Origin of the sequence: Desulfococcus sp. (assembly GCF_050178255.1) — a bacterium.
GTDB classification, from domain to species: Bacteria; Desulfobacterota; Desulfobacteria; order Desulfobacterales; family Desulfococcaceae; genus Desulfococcus; species Desulfococcus multivorans.
In genome coordinates this window covers 1-4,513 of sequence record NZ_JBFXGG010000120.1, presented here as the reverse complement: position 1 = coordinate 4,513, position 4,513 = coordinate 1, and the positions used below count along the sequence as shown (strand labels likewise).

At 59.6% G+C, this 4,513-nt stretch carries 2 protein-coding genes; both read right to left on the bottom strand.

Annotation, left to right across the window (positions count from 1 at the left end; genetic code table 11):
* Positions 1-1,373, bottom strand: a 1,373-nt coding sequence (locus AB7S84_RS14890) for a glycogen synthase (RefSeq protein WP_428155408.1), incomplete at its 3' end; no start/stop codon positions are given.
* Positions 1,374-1,484: 111 nt separating this feature from the next.
* On the bottom strand, positions 1,485-4,034 hold the full coding sequence (glgP, locus tag AB7S84_RS14885; protein WP_428155406.1) for an alpha-glucan family phosphorylase: 2,550 nt from the start codon (positions 4,032-4,034) through the stop codon (positions 1,485-1,487).
* Positions 4,035-4,513: the final 479 nt, after the last annotated feature.

The following is a 4,513-nucleotide window of genomic DNA, read 5'->3' as shown; positions in this document are numbered from 1 at the left end:
TAAAACTGCATGGCCTCGCGGATGGCCCAGAACAGTCCGTCGGCATCGTAGGTCTCGAAGAGGAACCCGTTGCCCTTGTCTTCGGCCACGTTCAAATGGGTCACCGTATCGTGGATGCCGCCGGTGTCGTGGGCCACCGGGAGGCTGCCGTATATGGGGGCGATCATCTGGGGCAGCCCGCACGGCTCGAAGCGGGAGGGCATGAGAATGAAATCCGACGCGCCATAGGCCATGTGCTCGAGGTGTTCGTCAAAATGGCAGACGGCGATTCGGTTCTCGAACCCGTGAAACCGGGCGATATCCCTGAAATGGCGGTGATACGGACCATCCGCCACAAAGATGACCTGAAGCTTTTTTTCCCAATACTCCGATATCACGTGAAATAAAATATCTGCCAGCAGCTGGCACCCTTTCTGAACGGGATCCAGCCGGGACGGCCAGAAAAAGAGCGGCGCGTTTTCATCCTCGATCAGCCCCAGGGATGCCTGGAGGAACCGCTTGTTCTCCTGTTTGGCCGAAGCATGGTCGTCGGGGCCGTAGGATTGGTGGATCATCCGGTCATCCCGGGGATTGAAGGAGGGGTCCGGTGAATTCAGAATTCCGGCGGCGCAACCGGCATGGTATTTTTGGGCCAGTTCGCTTCGGATCGAAGGCTCGACAAAATCATGACGCCCCTCGACGATCTCCCGGAGAAAAGTGTCGCTCACCGTGTTGACGAAATGTGCCGCGAAGATGCCGCTGGTCAGCAGGTCGATGAGGTTGGTGTTCCACGACTCGCCGTAATCCTGCGGCGGGCGTTCGTAATAAAGATGCCGCCAGAAGGAGGCGACGTCGATGCCCCGGTCTTCGATATGGGCGAGATAACATTTGACCGTGTGGATATTGTGGATGGTGAAGAGGCAGGGGATGCCCCGCTCCCGGGCCATGGCCGGGATCAGGGCCGTCATCCAGTCGTTGCAGTGGATCAGGTCGGGCTTGACCCGGGGGACGATATAGTTGAGGACGTCCCGTTGAAAGGTCAGGGCCAGCTTTGTGTTCTCGAGGCCGTCCCCCGAATAGATTCGATTCAGGTAAAAAAAGGAGCTGTCTTCCACGAGATGAATCCGCTCCTCCGGAATGACCTCGAGGATCGTCCGCTGCTCCTTCTTGAGAAAGGGCGCCAGACGGTCGCTGAAGATGGCCCGGTAATCCGGCAGTGCGACATGAACATCCGCTCCCTGCTCGAACAGAGCGCTCACCAATGCCGCCGACACGTCGGCCAGACCCCCGGCCTTTGCAGTCAGCGTGTTGGCCAGACTCCCCATTCGATCCGGCAGATAAGTGACCTCCGGCGTCACGATCAAAATTCTCGGATTCCGCAGTGTTGCCGCCATGGTTATCCTTTCCGCAGGAATGAAGTTTCCATCCCCGCTTCCGCGACGTTATCGATCAACAGGCCCCCGTGCCGACAGCGCGGTTATCGTTACATTCATGTCGAATCCCTGTCAGGCCCAAAGGAGCAGGCCCGGCTGGAACCTCGCCCACGCGTCCCCGGCCGGAAGCACCCGGGCCGTGAAGCCGTACCGACCCGAAACCCGACAGGTAATGTCACAGGCATAGAGATATCGGCCGCCGCCGTGGGCTTCGAGCATTTCCATCTTTTTGGCCTTTCCCGACATCACGCGATCCGCCGACTGCACCAGGCCGTAAAAAAGCTCTACGGTCACGTCTTCCGGCGCCAGGTCCCCCAGGTCGACCAGGGCAGTCATGTGAAGCTTCTCCCCCACCCGAAAAGGCCCTTCGGTCTCCTGGATCGGCGGTTGAATTCGAATGTCTCCCCACTGAGCGTTGACTTTTTTCCTCTGGGCCGCCAGTTTCCGGGCGCGGCTCGCACCGTCCGACAGAAGTTCGAACAGGTGTTCCCGGGCCGGGTCGTAAAAACGGCCGTTGTACTCGGCGACCATCCGGTGGCTGCAGAAGATCCCCATGCCCATTTTCATCGAGTTCTTCATCATCTTGACCCATCGGACGGGGATATCCCCGTTCTTTCGATCATAAAAACAGGGCACCACCTCTTCCTCGAGGACGTTGAAAAGGGCCTGGGATTCCACGGCGTCCTGGTAGGCGGGGTCGACGTACTCCTCCCCGCTGCCGATCTTCCATCCCCGGTTCTCGGCATACCCCTCGCACCACCACCCGTCCAGAATGCTGCAATTCAAAACACCGTTGATGGCCGCCTTCATGCCCGAGGTGCCGCAGGCTTCCAGCGGGCGCCTGGGGGTATTGAGCCAGACGTCCGCGCCTTGAACCAGAAACCGGGCCACATGAATGTCGTAGTCCTCGATGAAAACGATGCGGTTCCGGATCTCGGACTTGCGGGCGAACTGCACCAGGCGTTTGATCAGTTCCTTGCCTTCGTGGTCTCTCGGGTGAGCCTTCCCGGCGAAAATGAACTGGACCGGTCGGTTCTTGTCCGTCAAAAGGGCCTCGAAGCGCTCCGGGTCCTGCAGGAGCAGGTTGGCGCGCTTGTAGGTGGCAAAACGCCGGGCAAAGGCGATGGTCATGATGTCCTGATCCAGGACCAGCTCGGCATCCCGCAACATCTCCTTGGGGGCGTTCCGCCGTTTGTACTGGCGCATCATGAGTTTGCGGCAGGTTCGGATCAGACGGGCCCGGCACATCACATGGGCCCGCCACACCTCTTCTTCGTAGATGTCGTCCACCCGCTTGATGTTGCCGGGGTTGGAGGGATGATGGTGCCACTCCGGTCCGATATAGCGCTCGAATAGCAACGCGAGCTCCCGGGAGAGAAAGGAGGGGATGTGCACGCCGTTGGTCACGTGGCTGATGGGAATCTCGTACTCCGGAACCTCCGGCCACACATGGGTCCACATGCGGCGGGCCACCTGGCCGTGGAGTTCGCTGACGCCGTTGCAGTAGCGCGCCATATGGGCGCCCAGGACAAACATGGAGATGGGTGAATCCGGCGGGGCCCCCTGGGCCTGCCCCCATGACAGGATTTCGTCCGCCGTGGCGCCGATGCGTTCCTCCAGGGGAACGAGATAGGGCCGGATCAGCTCCACGGGAAATTCCTCGTTTCCCGCGGACACGGGGGTATGGGTCGTGAAAACGGTGGTTCGGGGGATGATTTCGAGGGCGGTTTTCAGGTCCACATGATGGTTCTCCCGAATCTGGGCGATACGCTCGAGGCTGGAGAAAGCCGAATGCCCTTCGTTCATGTGGCAGACGGCCGGATGGATATCGAGAGCGGCCAGCGCCCGCATGCCGCCGATGCCCAGGAGCATCTCCTGGGCGATGCGCATCTTTTCCTCCCCGATATAGAGCTTTGAGGTGATGTCCCGAATCTCCCTTGGATTGACGGAGACATTGCTGTCGAGAAGGTAGAGCGGAACGCATCCGACATTCAGACGCCAGACCGCGGCGGTGATGTCGCCGTCCGGACCGGCGACGGAGACATAGAGGTCGTCTCCCCTGGCGTCTTTTGCCTTTTCGATGGGAAGCTGGTAGATGTCGGTCTCGGGATACTCCTCCTGCTGCCACCCGTCCTGGTCGAGAAACTGCCGGAAATAGCCCTGGCGGTATAACAACCCGACACCCACCAGGGGCAGATCCATGTCAGAAGCGGCCTTCAGGTGATCCCCCGCCAGGATGCCCAACCCGCCGGCAAAGAGCGGAATGCTCTCGTGGATCCCGAATTCCATGGAAAAATAAGCGACGGCGTACCGACGGGCCGGCAACGAACCATTGTCGCCCCGGCCGGCGCAGGCAAGCTTCTGGAACTGGGACCGGACCCGTTCCTGGTGACTCAGAAAGCTCTTGTCCGCGGCCAGCTCCTCCAGCCGTTTCTGGGGAATATAGGTCAGAAAAAGAATAGGGTTTCGCCCACACCCGTCCCACAGCCGGGGGTCGATGCGGCGAAACAGCTCGACGGCGTCATACTGCCAGCACCACCAGATATTTCGGGAAAGGACCTCCAGAAAGGAGAGGGCCTCGGGGATGTCGGGCAAAACGCGAAAGGTTTGCAGATGGCTCATAACCTCAACTTGTAATTTCGATTTCAGGTTATCGCCCCCGATTTCGGGGACGGCGATCAACTCATGAAAGTGTTATTACCCAATCGAGCCGTATAAATCAAGGGGATAACCGTGCGTCCCACGTCGCTCAGAAATCGACACCCCCCGAAAGAGAGCGGCTTCGGACATCTTGATGGACCGAGGCGGGTGTGGTAGAGGAGAAAGCCGGATGGGCTTCAATCTCAACTTTCGATTTTCATAGGCCGGTCACCATCATGAAAGTTGAACTTCAATCGTATTGACGGCCTGGATGAGCAGACGAAACGAGGCGTGAATGACGACAGTAAACACCATCGCCATGCTGGGCTCTTTCCCGCCTCTCCGGGGCGTGAGCGGTTATTGCCTTGAATTGGCCGCCGCCATGGCCGAGCGCGGCCGGGTCGACTTCATCTCCTTCAGGGAGATGTATCCCCGCGCCCTCTATCCCGGCGGCGACCTGG